Genomic DNA, 18,020 nt, shown 5'->3' with positions numbered 1-18,020 from the left:
CAGCATGAAGCGACGACACCTCCTCCACCTGCTGGCCACCGTGCCCGCAACAACCCTGCTGGCCGCCTGCGGCAAGCGCAAGCCCTCCACCGCGGCGTTGAAATCGGATGCCCGCGTGCTCGCCCTGGGCGACAGCCTGACCTTCGGCTACGGCGCACCTCCCGGCGCGGCGTGGCCTGTGAAACTGGGTGAGCTCACCGGCTGGCAGATCGAGAACGCGGGCATCAACGGCGACACGTCAGCGGGGGCGCTGGAGCGTTTGCCGGCGCTGCTGGCCGCGGAAAGCTATGACGCCATCCTGATCGGCATTGGCGGAAACGACATGCTGCGCGGCGTGTCACCCTCGGCCACGCGCGAGAACCTCGCATCGCTTGTGAGCCAGGCACGCGCGCACACGCCGTATGTCGCGCTGCTTGCCACGCCGGCACCCGATGCGATGCGCGCAGCCGTGGGCTCGCTGAGCGACGCACCGTTCTACGAGGAAGTCGCGAAGTCCGGGCAGGCGCTGCTGGTTGCCAATGTGTATTCGAGCGTGTTGTCGGACACGTCGCTGCGCTCCGATCGCATCCACGCCAACGCTCAGGGCTATGCCAAAGTCGCGGAACAGCTCGCGGACCAGCTCAAGGCCGCGGGCTGGCGCTGACAACAGCGCTCATGCGGCCTGCTGCAGCAGATCGACGTAGGCGCCCTGCACCAGCTGGTCGGATGCAATGCCGAGTTGCGCCATGAGCGCATGGGCCTCGGCCACGCCAGCCTCGGCGGATTCGCCTTCTTTCAGAACCACTTCAAGCTCGAGAAATTCACCGAGCCCTTCGACACGGTCGAGGTGCACCCGCGTGCGGCCCACAATGAAGAGCCGACGCTGCTTGCGCACGCGGCCCGCTTGGCCCCATGCGAGCGTGAGCGATTCGCGCAGCGTGTCCGGCGTTGTAGTGGGCGAGATCAGGTAGAACGATTCCTTGGGGCCGCTGCTGTTCGCGCGGCGATAGAAGATCAGCTCGGCGCGGTCGGGCGCGAAGGTGCGCAGCTTGAGGCGGTCTGCGCTGTTCTCGCAGCGGAAGAAGGTGTCGTCCTGTGCGATTTCGATGGGACCTGAATCAGCGAACTTCGCTGCAATGAGCGCCACGCGTTCCACGCTGTCGATGCGGGCCTTGATCTCAATGTTTCTTGCCATTTGTTGGTTGTTCGCTGTCTGCCGTGTTCGGGGGCTTTTGTCGAGGCGCTCTTGGCTCTTGTTCAGGCGCTCTTGTTCAGGGCTCGTGCACAGGCCACCGGGTACTCCCCTCCGCGAATGTCCCCCGGGGCTGCGCCCCTCCTCCTTTATTTCGCTGCGCGGAGCACCCGATGCCCTGTGCACCGGGTCACGCTGCTGGTGCAACGCTGATCAACCGCCGCCCCGAACAAAGCACGTCAATCAGGGCGCGTTCCCTTGCGGCCCCACAGGCGGCGGCGCAGCGCGGCCACTGGACCCCGGTGCCAGCTTGCGCCCAAAAGACTCGCCCACTCGGCGCACCGGCCGGCTGGCTTTTTCCGACACGTTGTTGACACCACGCCGCGTTGCGTCTTCCGCGCGGTCGATGCCGCGGCCCGCAGCGTTGGTGCCGCGCTGCACGCTGTTGACGACCGTGCTGCCGCGCGGCGGCGGGTTGAGCGTGTGGGCGCGCTCCGCCTTGGGCGGGTTGTCGGCGCTCTGCGCATGCACGGTGGGCACGGACAGCAGCAGGGCCGCTGCAGCCGCAACGGCCAGGGCGTGGGCATGGACGGACATCTTCTTCATGATGGGCTTCCTTCGTCTTTGGCATCGGCGGCCGCTGCGCGCGCCATGCGCTCGCTCTTCCAGTACACGTCGTCGCCGCCGTTCATGCGGTTGAGCACACGTGCGAGCACGAAGAGCAGGTCGCTGAGCCGGTTGAGATACTGGCGCAATGCGTCGTTGAGTTCGGCCGTGGCGCCGAGTGCCACCACCGCACGCTCGGCACGCCGTGCCACCGTGCGGCACACGTGCGCGAGCGAGGCCGCGCGCGTGCCCGCGGGCAGGATGAATTCAGCAAGGCGCGGCAAGGCGGCGTTGTGTTCGGCAAGGGCGTTGTCGAGCTGCAGCAGCGCATCGGCCTTCAGCAGTGTGTAGCCCGGCATCGACAGCTCACCGCCCAGGTTGAAGAGCTGGTGCTGCACGTCGACCAGCAGCTCGCGCACGGGCTCTGGCATGGGCTCGCACAGCAACAGGCCAATCTGCGAATTGAGCTCATCCACGTCGCCCATGGCATGCACGCGCAAGTGGTCCTTGGGCACGCGGGTGTTGTCGCCGAGGCCGGTGGTGCCGTCGTCGCCGGTGCGGGTGGCGATTTGCGAAAGTCGGTTGCTCATGGGCGCTCCTGTTCTTGTGTTTTCTACTGCCCGACCTTGGATGCATCGATCTTGCCGAGCAGCCACTGCAGGCCTGCAAGATGCTGCTGGTCGTGGCTGCAAAGGTAATGAATGAGGCTGCGCATGGTGAGCGGTCCGTAGCCCTCGAACACGGCCGGGCGTGCGAGTTGCGCGTCGCTCAGCTGCGAGATGATTTCCATCGTCTGCGCGCGCGCAATGCGGAATTCGGCCAGCACTTGCGCCGCGTCGGCCTTGCCGTAGCCGCGTTCGATGGCAAGCGGTTCGCTGTCGATCGACGCCAGCGTGGGGGTGTCTTCTTGCAGCGTGCGGCGAAAGCGCTCGTGGTAGCCCTCGATTTCGATGTCCCGCACATGGCACAGCTGCTCGATGGCCGTGAAGGCCTCGCTGGGCACGCCGACCCATGACCGCGGGGCCCAGTGGCGGTGCGCCTCAGGGATGATCGCGTAATGCGCTTCGAGCAGTGAGGGAAATGCCGCAAGGGCAGCGAGCGTCGTAGGGTTCATGGCTTTTTCCGAAGCGCATTATGGTGCTCGCTCCGTAAAATGACCGAACAGAGCCCCGCATCCACATCATTCAGGAGACACCCGATGAACGCCCCGACCCAAACCTCGCACCTGCTGCCGGAGCTTCATCTGCGCGACGTGCCCGCCGCCCTCATCGACGGGCTGAAGGCTCGCTTCGGCGCCAACTGTTCCACGGCCATGGCGGTGCGCACGCAGCATGGCCGCGACGAGTCGTCGTTCGACGCCCCGCCCCCTTCGGCCGTGGTGTTTGCCGAAAGCACGCAGGACGTGGCCGATGCCGTGAAGCTCGCGAGCGAGCACAGCGTGCCGGTCATTCCGTTCGGCGTGGGCTCATCGCTCGAAGGCCATCTGCTGGCGGTGCAAGGCGGCATCAGCATCGACGTGTCGCGCATGAACAAGGTGCTGTCGGTCAATGCCGACGACCTCACGGTGACGGTGCAGCCCGGCGTCACACGCAAGCAGGTCAATGAAGAGATCAAGAGCACGGGCTTGTTCTTCCCCATCGATCCGGGTGCCGACGCCTCCATCGGCGGCATGACCGCCACGCGCGCGAGCGGCACGAATGCGGTGCGCTACGGCACGATGCGCGAGAACGTGCTGGCGCTCGAAGTGGTCACGGCCAGCGGCGACGTCATCCGCACCGGCACGCGCGCAAAGAAATCTTCCGCCGGCTACGACCTCACGCGCCTCATGGTGGGCAGCGAAGGCACGCTGGGCGTGGTCACCGAGGTCACGCTGCGCATCTATCCGCTGCCCGAGGCCGTGTCGGCCGCGATCTGCTCGTTCCCGAGCATCGAAGCCGCGGTGCGCACCACCATCGAAACCATTCAGCTCGGCGTGCCGATTGCGCGCGTGGAACTCATCGATGTGAACACGGTGCGCATGGTGAACGCCTACGCCAAGCTCAACCTGCGCGAAGAGCCGATGCTGCTGATGGAATTCCACGGCTCGCCGGCCGGCGTGAAGGAACAGGCCGAGACCGTGCAGGAGCTCGCGAGCGGCCACGGCGGCAATGCCTTCGAATGGGCCAGCACGCCGGAAGAACGCACCCGCCTGTGGACCGCGCGGCACAACAGCTACTTTGCGGCCGTGCAGTCGCGCCCCGGCTGCCGCGTGATCTCCACCGACACCTGCGTGCCGATCTCGCGCCTGGCCGATTGCCTGCTCGACTCGGTGGCCGAGGCCGACGCCAGCGGCATCCCCTACTTCCTGGTCGGCCACGTGGGCGACGGCAACTTCCACTTCGGCTACCTGCTCGACCCGAACATTCCCGAAGAGCGCGTGAAGGCCGAAAAGCTCAACCACGACCTGGTGAGCCGCGCGCTGGCGCTCGAAGGCACCTGCACCGGCGAGCACGGCGTGGGGCTGCACAAGATGGACTTCCTGGTGACGGAAGCCGGCGTGGGCGCCATCGACATGATGCGCACGATCAAGCGCGCGCTCGATCCCAAGAACATCATGAATCCCGGAAAGATCTTCGCGCTCTGATCCGTTCGAGGACAAGAAAAAAGCCCGGCGGCTCGCAAGAGCGCCGGGCTTTTTGTTGAGCGATGGCCGCGTGTTTTATCTGCGGCGGCGGGCCGGTGCGGCTTGCTCCGCAGGTGCCGACGTCTGCGACGGCGCAGCGCCGCCGTCCACGCCCAGGCGGCCACCGCCGCCCAGGCCCTGGCCGCGCACCGTCTGCGCCTTGTAGTTGCGCAGCGAGCGAACCATCTGGTTGAACGCGTCCATGAAGGCCGCGGCGATCACCTTGCCTTGGGCAGTGTTCGTGTAGCCGCCGAGGCCCCCGCCGGCGCGGCCGCCGAAGACCGAGCCGAAGGCGCCGAAATCGGTCTTGGAGGCGCTGCCTTCCGAGGCCGCGACCTGCACGCCCGAGCGGTTGTCGATGAGCGTCAGGAGCGCATTGGCTTCCTTGGTCTGCATGCTGCCGCCGACCGCAGCCAGGGCGCGCCCACGGTTGCCGCCCACCAGGCCGCCCAAGGCGCCGCCGATGCCGCCCGCGTCGCTGTTGCTGAAGACGATCTCGGGCGAAAGCCCGTAGTCGGAAGCCACCATCTGGCCGCGGCCGAAATTGCTGCCGCCGCGCATTTCGCCCGACTGCATGAGCGCGCGTTCACGGTTCATGGCGTTCATGCCGGCCGCGCCGCGCTCGACCACCACGAAGCAGTTCGATTGCTGCACCAAGAGGCGCAGCAGGTTGGCCGTGGGCGGCAGGCGGTATTCGCCGGTAAGGATGGTGTACCAGCCCGAGTTCACGTTCTCGATCAGCGAGACGGTGCCGAGCGGAGATTCGCAGCGCTCGAGCTGGCTGCTTTCGCCGGCGGTTGCCGAACCGGCGGCGCTGCCGGTGGCGGTGGTCTTGGCAGCCTGGCTGCCCATCTGCATGTCCGTTGTCACGCAGCCAGTCAGCAGCAGCGCGCCCACGGCCACGGCCGCGACGGGAAACTTGTTGAATTTCATGAAGGACTCCCTCTCCTCGAGATTTGCGATTTGAAAATCAGCGGAGAGGATACGCGTAAAAGATTGCAAGAAGCAATTGCGCAAAAGTCCGAGCCGCAGCCCGCTGGCTAGGCCGTTCGGCGGATGCGTTCGATCAGGCCGTTGAGGGCTTCGATGGAGCCGAAGTGAATGGCGAGCTCCCCGCTCTCCTCGACCTTGCCGCCGCGCTTGCTGCGCTTCTTGATGCGGACCTCGACCTCGGCAGTGAGCAGGTCGGCCAGTTCTTCTTCCACGCGCTGCAAGTCGCGCGACTTTTCGCCGTCGTTGCCACGGCGCGACGGGGTCAGCGTGAATTCGGCGGCAAGGCGCTTCACCAGCGACTCGGCCTCGCGCACCGACATTTTCTTGGCGGCGATCTGGTTGGCGGCGGTGATCTGCGTGCCGCGGTCCAGCGACAGCAGGGCGCGGGCGTGGCCCATGTCGATGTCGCCGGCCATCAGCATCTGCTGCGCCGGCTCGGCCAGGTTCAACAGGCGCAGCAGATTGCTGGCGGCGCTGCGCGAGCGGCCCACCGCCTGCGCGGCAGCTTCGTGAGTGAGCCCAAACTCTGAGACCAAGCGTTGCAGGCCTTGGGCTTCTTCAAGCGGGTTGAGGTCTTCGCGCTGGATGTTCTCGATCAGCGACATGGCGGCCGCGGCTTCGTTGGGCACGTCGCGCACCAGCACCGGCACCCGGTCGAGGCCCGCCAGCTTGGCGGCCCGGAAACGGCGCTCACCGGCGATGATTTCGTACTCGGCGTTCTTGGCGGCAGCCGATGCCTCGTCCAGCCGGCGCACCAGGATCGGCTGCATGATGCCCTGCACCTTGATGCTCTCGGCCAGCTCGTACAGCGCGCCTTCGTCCATGCGAGTACGCGGCTGGTAAACGCCGGCCACCATCTGGTCGAGCATCAGCGTGTTCGGGTTCTGCGCCGAGGCGCCCTCTTCCGCTGCGTTGTTGTTGTCGGCGGCGGGTGCGGCCGTGGGGCCGAGCAGCGCTTCGAGGCCGCGCCCCAGACCCTTGGGTTTCTTGGTCGCCATCAGTGCTTGTCTTTCGAGATTTCGTTCAATAGTTGCCGGCCTTCGGGCCAGTCGCCCAGGCCGGACTCGGCGTTCAAATGGCCGCCCGCGCCGGCATCGACAAAGCGCGCGCCCCAGTCGGCCGCCATCTGGCGGGAGCGCTTGGCGTCGCAGTACGGATCGTCGTTGGCGGCGGTCAGCACCGCCGGAAATGGCAGCGGCTTGCGCACGATGGGCGCCCAACCCGGAATCAGCTGGCGCAGGTCGTCGCGTTCCAGGTCGCCGGGTGCGACCAGCAGTGCGCCGCGCACCTTGTGCGTGTTGCGCGAATGCGCAGCCCAGGCGGCCACCAGGATGCAACCGAGGCTGTGCGCCGCAAAGACGACGGGGCCAGAGGCGGCCAGCACTTCTTCCTCGAGCCGCGCGGACCAGTCGCCGCGCAACGGGTGCATCCAGTCATGCTGCTCGACGCGGTGATCGCCATACAGCGACTCCCAACGGGTTTGCCAGTGGCCAGGGCCGCTGTTCTGCCAGCCCGGCAGCAGCAGGATGCGTGAGATTGTCATTTGCTTGCTAAGAACTTGAGGCGCGCGTCCAGGGTGGACGGCGTCAGATGCTTTTTTCGCTGGTATCGGGTGCGGCGGCAGGTGCCAGCACGTCCTCGGGAATCGCCAGGCTCGGAGCGGCCGGCGCAACCTCCGCGATGGGCGGCGCCACCGCGCCGGAGGCGAATGCGCTGGCCGGCGGCATCTTCTCGACCAATTCCTTGGCAAAGGCGATGAAGGCTTGGCTGCCCCGGGCGGCCGGATCGAACACCACGCCGGGCAGTCCGTAGCTTGGCGCCTCGGCAAGCCGCACATTGCGCGGAATGACCGTGTCGAACACCTTGTCGCCGAAGTGAGACTTGAGTTGCTCGCTTACCTGCTGCTGCAGCGTGATGCGCGGATCGAACATCACGCGCAGCAGGCCGATGATCTGCAGGTTCTTGTTGAGGTTGGCGTGCACCTGCTTGATGGTGTTGACCAGATCGGTCAGCCCTTCGAGCGCAAAGTACTCGCACTGCATCGGCACGATCACGCCATGGGCCGCGCACAGCCCGTTGAGCGTGAGCAGGCTCAGGCTAGGCGGGCAGTCGATCAGCACGAAGTCGTACTCGGCGCCGACGGCGGCCAGCGCGGTGCGCAGGCGCTTCTCGCGGCGGTCGAGTGCCACCATTTCCACCTCGGCGCCCGCCAGTTCGCGGTTGGCGCCCAGCACGTCGTAGCCGCAGCCGCCCTCCACCAGCTTGTCCGCCTTGACGCGCGCCTCGGCCACGGAGGCCGATTCGAGCAGCACGTCGTACACCGTCAGCTCCAGCTGGCGCTTGTCGATGCCCGAGCCCATGGTTGCATTGCCTTGGGGGTCGAGGTCGATCATCAGCACCCGCTGGCCGACCTTGGCCAAGCCGGCGGCAAGATTGACGGTGGTGGTGGTCTTGCCGACGCCGCCCTTTTGGTTGGCAATACAGAAAATCTTGGCCATGTGGAGATCAGCGGGAAATGGCGAGCTTGACGCCGAAGGCAATCAGAAAGACACCCGCGAGCTTTTCAAGGGCGCCTGAAATACGCGGATTGGCTCGGATGCGTTCGGCCAGATAGTGCGTGAGCAGTGTGGACGTGAGGCCGTACATAAAGGTGAGCACTGCAATCGTTATCGCCATGGCGCCGAAAGTGACCACGCCCTGGTGGCGCGCCGGATCGACGAACAGCGGAAAGAAAGCCATGTAGAACACGATTGCCTTGGGATTGAGCAAGGTGATCATCAGCGCCTGCCGCAAGAAGTGGCTTGGGCGAATGTTGAGGATCGGCGCTGCGCCGGGCTTGGCGAGCAGCATCTTGAAGCCGAGCCAGGCAAGGTAGGCTGCGCCCAGCCACTGGACTGCGGCAAAGGCGGTCGGGTAAGCGGCCAGCACGGCCGACACGCCCGCCACCGCCGCCCACATCAGGCACTGGTCGCCAATGATCACGCCGAAAGTGGCAGCCAGTCCGCCGCGGATTCCGCCCTTGCTGGTCGAGGTGATCAGCGCCAGGTTGCCCGGACCGGGAATCAGGAGAAAGAGGACGATGGCAACAACGAATGCGCCGTAGTCAGCAATGCCGAACATGGGATTTGCCTCGGAAAAGAGAGCCAGGGGGAGGCGTCGAGTCTAAGCGAGGCAGGTGCCGCAAGGAGCGTTCGGCGCCGGCTTTCACCGGCGTCGCCGCTTCTTTTTTGCCGGATCAGGCCGTTTCTTTGCGCGCCCAGACGATGCAGCGCTCGGCATCCAGACCCGGAACCGCCAGTTGTTCCACGTGAAACACTGCAACGCCTTCCGGCAGCACGGCAAGCTCATCGCTCGGCACCTTGCCTTTCATGGCCAGCCAGATACCGCCGGAAGCCAGGAGGTGTTTCGATCCGTTGAAGAAATCCGGAAGCGAGGCAAAGGCCCGGGAGCTGATGACCTCGTAGCTGCCGGTGAGCGACTCGACCCGCGCATGAAGGCCGCGCAGATTGGGCAGCTCAAGCTCGGCAGCCACCTGTTGAACGAAGGCCGCCTTCTTGGCAACCGCGTCGAGGCAGCTCACATCGAGATCCGGCCGCATGATGGCGATCACCACGCCCGGCAACCCGCCGCCGGATCCGACGTCGAGTAGTTTCCCCTTCCCTGCCCACTCGCGCTGCAGCGGCATTACCGCCGCCAGGCTGTCGAGCAGATGGTGTGTCAACACGCTGGCAGGGTCGCGCAAGGCCGTTAGGTTGTAGACCTTGTTCCACTTGAGCATGAGCGTGCCGTAAGCCAACAGCTGTTCCGCCTGCTTGTCGGACAAAGCGCTGCCCGAGGCTGCCGCGCCTTGGCGCAGCGTTTCGATGGGCGCGCTCATTGGGCGGACTGCGATTCTGCGGTCGCTTCCGGGGCGGCGTCGCGGTTGAACGCTTTGTGGCCGCCCTTTCGCAGATGGATCATCAACAGCGAAATTGCAGCTGGCGTTACGCCCGAGATACGCGAAGCCAAGCCCAGCGTTTCGGGCCGGTGCTTGTCGAGCTTCTGGCGAACCTCGAAGCTCAGTGCCTTGACTTGGCTGTAGTCGAAATCCGCCGGCAGCCGCAGGTTCTCGAAGTGCGCGGCGCGCTCTACTTCGTCGTGCTGGCGCTCGATGTAGCCGGAATACTTCGCTGAGATTTCGATCTGCTCGATTTCCGTTTCGCTGAGTGCCGAGGCCGCGCTGTACTTTCCCCCGTCCAGCGACATCAATGTTTGGTAGCTCACATCAGGCCGGCGCAGCAGGTCGGCTAGGTTGTATTCATGCTCGATGGCCTTGCCGAGCACGCGCTCCGACTCTGCCGCCGGAAGGTTGCGCGGATTCACCCAGATCGACTTGAGGCGTTGTGTTTCACGTGAAACAGCATCGCGCTTGCGGCTGAAAGCGTCCCATTGCTCGTCGCCGACCAGGCCGAGCTTGCGCCCTGCTTCGGTCAGGCGCATGTCGGCGTTGTCCTCGCGCAGCTGCAGCCGAAACTCCGCGCGGCTGGTGAACATGCGGTACGGCTCGGTCACGCCCTTTGTAATGAGGTCGTCGACCAGTACGCCCAAGTACGCTTCATCGCGGCGCGGCAGCCAGGCATCGTCGCCCCGGCATTGAAGCGCGGCATTGATGCCGGCAAACAAACCCTGGGCGGCGGCCTCTTCGTAGCCGGTGGTGCCGTTGATCTGGCCGGCAAAGAACAGGCCCTTGATTGCACGGGTCTCGAAGCTGCTCTTGAGCTCGCGCGGATCGAAGTAGTCGTACTCGATGGCATAGCCTGGCCGCAGGATGTGGGCGTTCTCCAGCCCGGGCATCGAGCGAACGAGTTGGTACTGGATGTCAAACGGCAGGCTGGTCGAAATCCCGTTCGGGTAGTACTCGTTGGTCGTCAGGCCTTCGGGCTCGAGAAAGATCTGATGGCTTTCCTTGTCGGCAAAGCGGTTGATCTTGTCTTCCACGCTCGGGCAGTAGCGCGGACCGACGCCGTCGATCTTGCCGGTGAACATCGGGCTGCGGTCGAAGCCGGAGCGAATGATGTCATGCGTGCGCTCGTTGGTATGGGTGATCCAGCAGGCCATTTGCTGCGGGTGCATGTCGACCCGGCCCATGAAGCTGAACACGGGCATCGGCCCTGCCCCACCCGGCATGCCGTCGCCCGGTTGTTCGGTGCACTTCGAAAAGTCGATGGTGCGGCCGTCGAGTCGCGGCGGTGTACCGGTCTTGAGGCGACCCTGAGGCAGCTTCAGCTCCTTGAGCCGCGCCGAAAGGCTGATGGCCGGCGGGTCGCCCGCGCGCCCGGCCTGGTAATTGTCGAGGCCGACGTGGATGCGGCCATCGAGAAAAGTCCCGGCAGTAAGCACCACGGTGCGCGCGCGAAAGGCAATGCCCACCTGCGTAACGGCACCCACCACCCGATCGCCCTCCACCATCAGGTCGTCGACCGCCTGCTGGAACAGGCTCAGGTTCGGCTGGTTCTCCAGGCGGCGGCGGATCGCGGCCTTGTACAAGACGCGGTCGGCCTGGGCGCGGGTCGCGCGAACGGCCGGGCCCTTGCTCGAATTGAGAATGCGAAACTGAATGCCCGCCTCATCCGTCGCGATGGCCATGGCGCCGCCAAGCGCATCGACCTCTTTCACCAGGTGGCCCTTGCCAATACCGCCGATCGATGGATTGCAGCTCATCTGCCCCAACGTCTCGATGTTGTGGGAGAGCAGCAGCGTCTTGGCGCCCATGCGGGCAGCAGCAAGCGCGGCTTCGGTGCCGGCATGGCCACCGCCAACGACGATGACATCGAATTCTTCGGGATACAGCATGAGAGAGGGGGCGCACTGACGCGTGCGCTGCGCAAAGGGGGCACCAATTTTAATCGGGGGTGCTGCTTTGCGCCTGGAATGGGGGCAACGTGGTTAATCGCTTTGAAACGCCTCGGACCCGCGCTCACCGCCTCGTGTCTGCTATATATTTGATAGCAAACAACTAAGTGTGGATAAGGCCTAATCGGCAGCGGCGGCCAGCTCCACCACCGGCACCGGCTTTTCGATGCCCACCAGCGCCCCCGTGGGCTCGGGCTCGGCCGGCGGCGCCACGCTCTCGTCCTGCAGCTCGCGAATCACGAGCGTCTTGCCTGTCATGGCCACGGCGCCGAATATGGTGCAGAAGGCCACGTCCTTGGCGTCGCGCCCGGTGCCCACGCGTACCAGCCGGTCGACCGGCGCCATGCGCGTGGGGTCGAACAGCACCCATCGATCGCCAAGCCAGGCTTCGAAGACAGCATGGAAATCCTGCGGCGGTTCGTCGAACCACACGTAGCCCACCACCAGCCGCGCCGGAATGTTCAGCGCGCGGCAGAAGGTAATGCCCAGGTGCGCAAAGTCGCGGCACACGCCCGCGCGCTCCACAAACACTTCGCGTGCGGTCGTCGTCGAGTCGCTGCTGCCTGGCTCATAAGTGATGCTGTCGTAGATCCAGTCCACGATGGCCTGCACCCGGCCGATGCCCGGCGCAAGATCGCCAAAGAGCTGCTGCGCGCAACGCGACATCAGGTCCGACTCGCAGTAGCGCGACGGCATCATGTAGTGGAGGATTTCGTTCGGCACCTGGTTGACCGGCACCTCCTGCAGATCGAGCGGCACGTCGACCTGCCTGCGTTGCACGGTCGCCTTGTAGCGGATCTTCAGCGGGCCAGGCTGCGCATCGAAGCGCACGAAGCGATTGCCGCTCGACTCGTCGCAGTACACCTGCACCTCGGTCGGCGGCTCGATGGTCAGCGCTTCGCTGATCACGGCTTGCGAGCCGGCCTGTGCAGCCTCGATGTTGAGTTGCATGTGCGCGGGCGCGCTGACTTCGTAGCCGAGTTCCGCCTCGATGTGGGAGATGTGCATGCGCGCCTTGGGTGGTTTGTTGTTGTCGATCGGGGTTCAGGCGCGTCGGCGGCGCGAGCGGTGCTCGGGAAGCTGCCAGTGCGTTTGCGTCACCAGCAGCACCCGCATCACGCGGTGGGCCGGGCTCTGCAGCAGTACGCCCAGCGGACGCGCGCGCGGCCACCGCGGAACAAGGCTGTGCATCAATCGATTGCCTTTTTGACTGCCCCGATTCCCAGCGCCGCGAGAACCACGAAGATCACCGCCAGCACCAGGAACAGGCCGAACAGCAGCTTGGCAATACCGGCCGCGCCGGCAGCAACGCCGCCGAAGCCCAGGACACCGGCCACCAGCGAAATGACCGCAAAAATGATCGCGTACTTCAACATCTGAAACTCCTTGTGATGGGCCACCCCACCGTTGCGGCGAGCTTAGAAAGGGCCCGCCGCCGCACCGATAGTCGGCGCGCGCGAGCGGCCGTAGGACAAAACGCGCATCGTGAAACCCGCTAGCATGCAGGCGGTCCAAAGATTTTTTCGCTATCCACATCCTTCGGAGATTTCTCGCATGAAGCTGTATTACTCACCCGGCGCCTGCTCGCTCTCGCCCCACATCGCACTGCACGAAGCCGGACTCGCCTTCGAACCCGTGCTGGCCAGCACCAAGAGCCACAAGCTGCAGGACGGCACCGACTACTACGGCATCAACCCGCTGGGCTATGTGCCGCTGCTCGAGCTCGACGACGGCACACGCCTGCGCGAAGGCCCGGCCATCGTTCAGTACATTGCCGATCTCGCGCCCACCAAGAACCTCGCGCCGGCCGCCGGCACGCTGCAGCGCTATCGCCTGCAAGAGTGGCTCACCTTCATCGGCACCGAAATGCACAAGGGCTACAGCCCACTGTTCAACTCGGCCATGCCCGAAGAAGCCAAGACCATCTTCAAGGACAAGCTCAGGTCGCGCTACCAGTGGCTCGACGGCCAGCTCGCCGACAAGCAGTACCTGATGGGCGACCACTTCAGCGTGGCCGACGGATACCTGTTCACCGTGACCAACTGGGCCAAGCCCACCGGCGTCGACATTTCGGACTTCGCCAATGTGCAGGCATGGCACGCGCGCGTGGCCGCCCGCCCCGCCGTTCAGGAGGCAATGAAGGCCGAAGGCCTGCTGAAGTAAGAAGAAGCCCTCAGAACGCACCTGAAAGCGGACCGGCCCTCTAGGGAAAACCCGGGCCGCTTCAGCCACAAGCCGCATGTTGCGGCTTTTTTTTCGGACCACGCTAGGGGTCGAATGCAGACCTTGCAGTGAAGGAACCGAACGATGGCCGAAGCCCCTTCCCCACCAGAACTGCGCGAGGAGATGCGCGGGCCCGTGATGTGGCTCACCATCGACCGCGAGGAGCGCCGCAACGCCATCAGCGCGGGCGTGCTCTCGGCAATGTCGAATGCACTGGCGCGCGCCAACCAGGATCGCGCGGTGCGCGCCGTCGTCATTACCGGCAGCGGCACGCGTGCATTCTGCGCGGGTGCCGATCTGCAGAGCGGCACCTCCTTCAAGTTCGACTATGCGGAGCCTCACCAGGGCTTTGCCAACCTCTTTCGCCAGGCACGCCACTCGACCGTGCCGCTGATCGCGCGCGTCAACGGCGCCTGCATGGCGGGGGGCATGGGGATCATGGGCATGTGCGACATGGCCGTGGCCAGCAGCCAGGCCGTGTTCGGCCTGCCCGAGGTCAAGGTCGGCCTCTTCCCCGCGCAGGTGCTCAGCGTGCTCGGCAACCTGCTGCCGCGGCGCGTACTGGCCGAGATGTGCATCACCGGCGAACCGATCACCGCTGCACAGGCGCTGGAGTACCGGCTCGTCAACCATGTGAGCGACGACCTCGATGCGAGCGTCGACTGGCTGCTCGGGCGCCTGCTCGACAAATCGCCCGCTGCGATAAGGCGCGGCCTGTACACCATGAAGAAGATCGAGGCCATGGCCTTCGAGGAGTCGATGGCGTTCACCGAAAGCCAGATCGGCCTCTTCGCTCTGACGGAAGACGCGGCGGAAGGCCAGCTCGCCTTTCGCGAAAAGCGCAAGCCGCAATGGAGCGGGCGATGAACCGCACCGTGCGCATCGGCGGCGCATCGGGCTTCTGGGGCGACAGCAGCGTGGGCGCGCCGCAGCTCGTGGCCAGCCGGCAGATCGACTACCTGGTGTTCGACTACCTGGCCGAACTCACCATGTCGATCCTCGCGGGTGCGCGGCTCAAGAAGCCGGAGCTCGGCTACGCCACCGACTTCGTTTCCGTTGCGATGAAGGCAGTACTGCAGGACGTTGTGCAGCAAGGCATCCGCGTGGTGAGCAACGCAGGCGGCGTCAATCCGCAGGGCTGCGCCGATGCGCTGGCCGCGCTCGCGGCCGAGCACGGCATTGCATTGAAGATCGCGGTGGTGAGCGGCGACGATGTCTCGCCGCTGCTGCCGCAACTTCGGCAGCAGCAGCCCGCGGTGCGCGAACTGCAAAGCGGCGCACCGCTGCCGGAGCGCGTGCTCACGGCCAATGCCTATCTGGGCGCAACGCCCATCCAGGCCGCGCTCGACGCAGGCGCACAGGTGGTCATCACCGGCCGGTGCGTCGACTCAGCCGTGATCCTCGGCGTGCTGATGCACGAGTTCGGCTGGCAGCCCGGCGACCACGACCTGCTCGCGGCCGGCAGCCTTGCCGGCCACATCATCGAATGCGGCTGCCAGGCCACGGGCGGCCTGCACACAGACTGGGACACCGTGCCCGACTGGCCGAACATCGGCTACCCGATCGTGGAGTGCCATGCCGACGGCCGCTTTGTCGTCACCAAGCCCTCGGGCACGGGCGGCAAGGTGACGCCAGCAGTGGTCGGCGAGCAGATGCTGTATGAAATCGGCGACCCCTCGGCCTACCTGCTGCCCGACGTGGTGGCGGACTTCACGCAGGTTCGCATCGAACAGGCCGGCAACCACCGCGTGCGCGTGCACGGCGCGCGCGGCCGCGCACCCACTGCAAGCTACAAGGTCTGCGCCACCTATGTGGATGGGTTCAAGGCCGCATCGCAGCTCACCATCGTCGGCTTCGATGCGGTGGCCAAGGCGCAACGCACCGGCGAGGCGATCCTCACGCGCACGAGCACACTGTTTGCGCAGCACGACTACGGCCCGTACAGCGGCACGCAACTCGAGGTGCTTGGCGCGGAGTCTTGCTACGGCCCGCACGCACGCGCGACGCAAACGCGCGAGGCGGTGCTCCGGATCGCGGTCACGCATCCGCGCAAGGAAGCGCTCGAGCTCTTCGCGCGCGAGGTGGCACCGGCCGGCACCTCGTGGGCGCCGGGCACCACCGGGGCCGCCAGTGGGCGCTCTGCGGTGTCGCCGTCGATTCGCCAGTACGCATTCCTGCTCGACAAGTCGAAGGTGGAAGCGCGCGTGGAGATCGACGGACAGCGCATCGAAGTGCCGTGCGATGCAGGGCCGGTTGCCGGCGAAGAGACGTTCTCGCCAAAGTCGCCGACGAGCATTGACGAACCGCAGGCTGCATCCTTCGACGCCGATGCCGACATCGTCGCGGTCCCGCTCATCCGCCTCGCCTGGGCGCGCAGCGGCGACAAGGGGGACACCTCGAACATTGGCGTCATCACGCGCCACCCTGCCCTGCTGCCGCTGTTGCGCGAGCAACTGACCGAAACCCGCGTGGCCGAATGGCTCGCGCATCTGGTCAAGGGCCCGGTCACACGCTACGAAGTGCCAGGCATTGGTGCCTTCAACTTCGTCTGCGAACAGGCGCTGGGCGGCGGGGGCATGGCGTCGCTGCGCAACGATGCGCTCGGCAAGGGCATGGGGCAGATCCTGCTCGCAATGCCGGTGCGCGTGGGCGCCGAATGGCTCGCGCTACTGGAGGCAGGCGCACCGGCAGACCACGCCGCGGCAGGCGCCTAGCAGCAAACGGGCAACCGTGCCGCAGCAGGGTTGGCCGCGCGGGCTTAGCCTCGCGGCCTCTGTCCCACTCTTTCCGGCAATCTCCGGTTCACGCAATGCCTTCTCTTTTCGACCCCGTACAAGCTGGCGACCTGCAACTCGCCAACCGCATCGTGATGGCACCGCTCACGCGCAACCGCTCGCCGAATGCCATCCCGACCGAGATGGCCGCCACCTACTACGCGCAGCGCGCTTCGGCCGGCTTGCTCATCACCGAAGCCACCGCCATCAGCCACCAGGGCCAGGGCTATGCCGACGTGCCGGGCCTCTACGGCACCGAACAGCTCGACGGATGGAAGCGCGTGACCGACGCGGTGCACGCCAAGGGAGGAAAGATCGTGGTCCAGCTCTGGCATGTGGGCCGCGTGTCGCACACCGAACTTCAACCTGAAGGCGGCAAGCCCGTCGCGCCTTCGGCCATCACCGCCAAGACGAAGACCGTGCTCATCAAGAACGGCGTGCCGACCTTCGTCGAAACCTCCGAGCCCCGCGCGTTGGACGCCGAAGAGCTGCCCGGCATCGTCCACGCCTACGCCGCCGCCGCACGCAATGCCGTGGAAACCGCCGGTTTCGACGGCGTGGAACTGCATGGCGCCAACGGCTACCTGCTCGACCAGTTCCTGAAGGACGGCAGCAACAAGCGCACCGACGACTACGGCGGCAGCATCGAGAACCGCGCCCGCCTGCTGCTCGAAGCCACGCGCGCCGTGGTCGATGCGGTCGGCGGCGGCAAAACCGGCATCCGCCTGTCGCCCGTCACGCCCGCCAACGACGTGCACGACTCCGATCCGCAGCCGCTCTTCACCTACGTGGTGAAGCAGCTCGCGCCGCTCGGCTTGGCGTACGTCCACATCATCGAAGGCGCCACCGGCGGCCCGCGTGAAATCGAAGACCGTCCGTTCGACTACGAGGCACTCAAGGCCGCCTACCGCCAGGCCGGCGGCAAGGGCGCATGGATGGTCAACAACGGCTACGACAAGCCGCTGGCCGATGAAGCCGTCAAGGAGGGCGACGACCTCGTGGCTTTCGGCAAGCCCTTCATCGCCAACCCCGACCTGGTGCGACGCCTGCGCGAGAACGCACCGCTCAATGAAGTGGACAAGGCCACGATGTACGGCGGCGGCGCCAAGGGCTACACGGACTATCCGACGCTGGCCTGATTCGCAAGGCGGCGCGAGGCCATGGCAAGATGCGGCGGCACATTGACCCGCCGCAGGAGACAAACGCCATGGCCCGCATCGAACAGCGACTCGCAACCCTCGGCCTCGTGCTGCCGCGGCCGGTCTCGCCGCCGCCCGGCGTGGTGCTGCCTTTCAGCTTCGTGCGCATCGTCGGCCGCCGCGCGATCATCTCCGGGCACGGACCGCTGAATGCCGACGGCACCATTGCCGCGCCGCTCGGCAAGCTGGGCCGCGAACTCACTGTCGAGCAAGGCTACGCATCGGCACGGCTGACGGCGCTGGCGATGCTGGGCAGCCTGCAGCGCGCGCTCGGCGACCTGGACCGCATCACCGCGTGGACGCGCGTGTTCGGCATGGTGGCCTCGGCACCGGGCTTCGACAAGCAGCCGGCCGTCATCAACGGCTTCTCGGACCTCGTGCTCGAACTCTTCGGTCCCAATGTCGGTGCGCATGCGCGCAGCGCCGTGGGCATGGCGGAGCTTCCGTTCAACATCCCGGTCGAGATCGAAGGCGAAGTGGAATTCGAGGCTTGACGCCGG

General features: G+C 65.9%; 21 protein-coding genes. 7 read left to right on the top strand and 14 right to left on the bottom strand.

The window, feature by feature from the left end; translation table 11 throughout:
- Positions 1-4: 4 nt before the first annotated feature.
- Complete coding sequence (locus tag GOQ09_RS00300; protein ID WP_157611174.1) at positions 5-643, top strand: GDSL-type esterase/lipase family protein; 639 nt, start codon at positions 5-7, stop codon at positions 641-643.
- Between the two features lie 9 nt (positions 644-652).
- Here the strand turns inward: GOQ09_RS00300 and GOQ09_RS00295 are convergent, their stop codons facing one another.
- From GOQ09_RS00295 to GOQ09_RS00280, 4 genes are all read right to left on the bottom strand, one after another.
- Positions 653-1,174, bottom strand: coding sequence for a class IV adenylate cyclase (locus GOQ09_RS00295; RefSeq protein ID WP_157611173.1), 522 nt, complete (start codon positions 1,172-1,174; stop codon positions 653-655).
- Positions 1,175-1,414: 240 nt separating this feature from the next.
- Positions 1,415-1,777, bottom strand: coding sequence for a hypothetical protein (locus tag GOQ09_RS00290; RefSeq protein WP_242630944.1), 363 nt, complete (start codon positions 1,775-1,777; stop codon positions 1,415-1,417).
- On the bottom strand, positions 1,774-2,367 hold the full coding sequence (locus tag GOQ09_RS00285) for a cob(I)yrinic acid a,c-diamide adenosyltransferase (RefSeq protein WP_157611172.1): 594 nt from the start codon (positions 2,365-2,367) through the stop codon (positions 1,774-1,776). Before GOQ09_RS00285 ends, GOQ09_RS00290 begins: the two co-directional genes overlap by 4 nt.
- Before the next feature lie 23 nt (positions 2,368-2,390).
- Complete coding sequence (locus GOQ09_RS00280) at positions 2,391-2,891, bottom strand: DinB family protein (RefSeq protein ID WP_157611171.1); 501 nt, start codon at positions 2,889-2,891, stop codon at positions 2,391-2,393.
- Between the two features lie 84 nt (positions 2,892-2,975).
- Here GOQ09_RS00280 and GOQ09_RS00275 point away from each other — a divergent pair, with 84 nt between their 5' ends.
- Positions 2,976-4,400, top strand: coding sequence for an FAD-binding oxidoreductase (locus tag GOQ09_RS00275; protein ID WP_157611170.1), 1,425 nt, complete (start codon positions 2,976-2,978; stop codon positions 4,398-4,400).
- Between the two features lie 75 nt (positions 4,401-4,475).
- Here GOQ09_RS00275 and GOQ09_RS00270 read toward each other — a convergent pair whose 3' ends face one another.
- The 10 genes from GOQ09_RS00270 to GOQ09_RS00230 all read right to left on the bottom strand — a co-directional run bounded on the left by GOQ09_RS00270 (position 4,476) and on the right by GOQ09_RS00230 (position 12,700).
- Positions 4,476-5,372 (bottom strand): CsgG/HfaB family protein, encoded by an 897-nt coding sequence (locus GOQ09_RS00270; protein ID WP_157611169.1) that lies wholly within the window; start codon positions 5,370-5,372, stop codon positions 4,476-4,478.
- A 107-nt stretch (positions 5,373-5,479) separates the two neighbouring features.
- Entirely contained in the window at positions 5,480-6,430 is a 951-nt protein-coding gene (locus tag GOQ09_RS00265) for a ParB/RepB/Spo0J family partition protein (RefSeq protein WP_157611168.1), read from the bottom strand.
- Positions 6,430-6,975: an RBBP9/YdeN family alpha/beta hydrolase gene (locus tag GOQ09_RS00260; RefSeq protein ID WP_157611167.1), complete on the bottom strand. Its 546-nt coding sequence runs from the start codon at positions 6,973-6,975 to the stop codon at positions 6,430-6,432. The genes GOQ09_RS00265 and GOQ09_RS00260 overlap by 1 nt, the downstream gene beginning before the upstream one ends.
- Positions 6,976-7,018: 43 nt before the next feature.
- A complete protein-coding gene (locus GOQ09_RS00255) occupies positions 7,019-7,930 on the bottom strand; it encodes a ParA family protein (protein ID WP_157611166.1) in 912 nt (303 codons plus the stop codon).
- Between the two features lie 7 nt (positions 7,931-7,937).
- The gene (locus tag GOQ09_RS00250; protein ID WP_157611165.1) at positions 7,938-8,552 is read right to left on the bottom strand and encodes a LysE family transporter; all 615 of its coding nucleotides are present in this window, start codon (positions 8,550-8,552) and stop codon (positions 7,938-7,940) included.
- Positions 8,553-8,667: 115 nt separating this feature from the next.
- Positions 8,668-9,309, bottom strand: a complete 642-nt coding sequence (gene rsmG / locus GOQ09_RS00245) for a 16S rRNA (guanine(527)-N(7))-methyltransferase RsmG (RefSeq protein ID WP_157611164.1) — start codon at positions 9,307-9,309, stop codon at positions 8,668-8,670.
- Positions 9,306-11,264, bottom strand: a complete 1,959-nt coding sequence (gene mnmG, locus GOQ09_RS00240; protein WP_157611163.1) for a tRNA uridine-5-carboxymethylaminomethyl(34) synthesis enzyme MnmG — start codon at positions 11,262-11,264, stop codon at positions 9,306-9,308. The genes rsmG and mnmG overlap by 4 nt, the downstream gene beginning before the upstream one ends.
- Before the next feature lie 180 nt (positions 11,265-11,444).
- The gene (locus GOQ09_RS00235; RefSeq protein WP_157611162.1) at positions 11,445-12,332 is read right to left on the bottom strand and encodes a transglutaminase-like domain-containing protein; all 888 of its coding nucleotides are present in this window, start codon (positions 12,330-12,332) and stop codon (positions 11,445-11,447) included.
- 36 nt (positions 12,333-12,368) lie between these two features.
- Complete coding sequence (locus GOQ09_RS26055) at positions 12,369-12,515, bottom strand: hypothetical protein (protein ID WP_165442054.1); 147 nt, start codon at positions 12,513-12,515, stop codon at positions 12,369-12,371.
- On the bottom strand, positions 12,515-12,700 hold the full coding sequence (locus GOQ09_RS00230) for a DUF1328 domain-containing protein (RefSeq protein WP_126746582.1): 186 nt from the start codon (positions 12,698-12,700) through the stop codon (positions 12,515-12,517). The genes GOQ09_RS26055 and GOQ09_RS00230 overlap by 1 nt, the downstream gene beginning before the upstream one ends.
- Positions 12,701-12,878: 178 nt before the next feature.
- Here GOQ09_RS00230 and gstA point away from each other — a divergent pair, with 178 nt between their 5' ends.
- The 5 genes from gstA to GOQ09_RS00205 all read left to right on the top strand — a co-directional run bounded on the left by gstA (position 12,879) and on the right by GOQ09_RS00205 (position 18,014).
- Positions 12,879-13,487 (top strand): glutathione transferase GstA, encoded by a 609-nt coding sequence (gene gstA / locus GOQ09_RS00225; protein WP_157611161.1) that lies wholly within the window; start codon positions 12,879-12,881, stop codon positions 13,485-13,487.
- 144 nt (positions 13,488-13,631) lie between these two features.
- Positions 13,632-14,414, top strand: coding sequence for an enoyl-CoA hydratase-related protein (locus tag GOQ09_RS00220; protein ID WP_157611160.1), 783 nt, complete (start codon positions 13,632-13,634; stop codon positions 14,412-14,414).
- Positions 14,411-16,261: an acyclic terpene utilization AtuA family protein gene (locus GOQ09_RS00215; protein ID WP_157611159.1), complete on the top strand. Its 1,851-nt coding sequence runs from the start codon at positions 14,411-14,413 to the stop codon at positions 16,259-16,261. The genes GOQ09_RS00220 and GOQ09_RS00215 overlap by 4 nt, the downstream gene beginning before the upstream one ends.
- 95 nt (positions 16,262-16,356) lie before the next feature.
- Positions 16,357-17,460 carry an alkene reductase gene (locus GOQ09_RS00210; RefSeq protein WP_157611158.1) on the top strand — a complete coding sequence of 368 codons (1,104 nt, stop codon included), beginning with the start codon at positions 16,357-16,359 and terminating at the stop codon, positions 17,458-17,460.
- Positions 17,461-17,528: 68 nt separating this feature from the next.
- On the top strand, positions 17,529-18,014 hold the full coding sequence (locus GOQ09_RS00205) for a RidA family protein (protein ID WP_157611157.1): 486 nt from the start codon (positions 17,529-17,531) through the stop codon (positions 18,012-18,014).
- Positions 18,015-18,020 lie beyond the last annotated feature (6 nt).

The organism is Variovorax paradoxus (assembly GCF_009755665.1).
Lineage (GTDB): Bacteria > Pseudomonadota > Gammaproteobacteria > Burkholderiales > Burkholderiaceae_C > Variovorax > Variovorax paradoxus_G.
Note: the sequence above shows the minus strand (reverse complement) of the source record. Positions and strands in the feature narration are given on the sequence as shown.